General features: G+C 40.0%; 2 protein-coding genes. Both read left to right on the top strand.

What is annotated here, in order from left to right; genetic code table 11:
- A partial coding sequence (locus tag CGS49_RS13615; RefSeq protein ID WP_143405889.1) for a CHAP domain-containing protein occupies positions 1–543 on the top strand: 543 nt, incomplete at its 5' end.
- 212 nt (positions 544–755) lie between these two features.
- Positions 756–1,149 (top strand): ribose-phosphate diphosphokinase (gene prs, locus CGS49_RS13610; RefSeq protein ID WP_143405888.1); only part of this gene is annotated, 394 nt, incomplete at its 3' end.

Raw genomic sequence — 1,149 nt, 5'->3', positions numbered from 1 at the left:
CCAGTTTCTGAAACATCGACAGCTTCTGAGGCTGCACAGGAGCCGGCTTCATCAGAAACATCAGAAGTACAACCAGAATCAGCTGCACCAGCTGTTTCAGAAGCTCCTGTTAGCGTAGCACCTGTCGTAACATCAGAAGCTGCACCAGCTGCTTCAGAAGCTCCTGCACCAGCTGCTGAAACACATAAAGTGTCAGCAGCATCAACTCCTAATACATATCCAGTTGGACAATGTACTTGGGGTGCGAAATCATTGGCTCCATGGGCTGGTAATAATTGGGGTAATGCTAAAGACTGGATTGCTAGTGCGCAAGCAGCTGGTCACTCAGTAGGTACAACTCCAGTAGCCGGTGCGATTGCGGTATGGCCAAATGATGGTGGTGGTTATGGTCACGTAGCTTATGTTACATCAGCATCAGGTGTAAATTCAATTCAAGTTATGGAATCGAACTATGCTGGTAACATGTTAATCGGTAACTACCGTGGTACATTTGATCCAACATCATCAGCGCATGGTGGTTCTGTATATTATATTTATCCATAATGAGTACAACAAAAGCGATTCGGATATTCTCGAATCGCTTTTATTTTATATAAATAATATATTCATCCTGAGAAAATAATGGTGTTTGAAAAAAATTCTAGACTAAGGGGAAGTATTTTTATCCTTGTTAAGTTCATGTGACACCATTTATTTGGCGTTGAAAATCAACTTAAAAAAGGTAGAATGGTCTAGTAGATATTTTGGAGGAAATCATGTCTTATACGAATTTAAAGTTATTTGCTTTGTCGTCTAACCAAGAATTAGCAGCAAAAGTTGCTGATAAAATTGGTATTGAACTTGGAAGATCAAGTGTTCGTGAATTTTCAGATGGTGAGATTCAAGTTAATATTGAAGAGTGTATTCGTGGTCATCACGTTTTTATGCTTCAATCTACAAGCTCTCGTGTAAATGATAATTTGATGGAAATCTTGATTATGGTTGATGCGCTAAAACGTGCTAGCGCTGAGACAATCAATGTTGTTATGCCTTATTATGGATATGCACGTCAAGATCGAAAGGCACGTTCACGTGAACCAATCACATCTAAGTTGGTTGCTAATATGCTCGAGGTAGCAGGTGTTGACCGTCTTTTGACAGTTGACCTTC

Origin of the sequence: Faecalibacterium langellae (genome assembly GCF_002549775.1) — a bacterium.
In the GTDB taxonomy this organism is placed as follows: domain Bacteria; phylum Bacillota; class Clostridia; order Oscillospirales; family Ruminococcaceae; genus Faecalibacterium; species Faecalibacterium langellae.
This window is presented reverse-complemented; position numbering and strand designations above follow the sequence as displayed.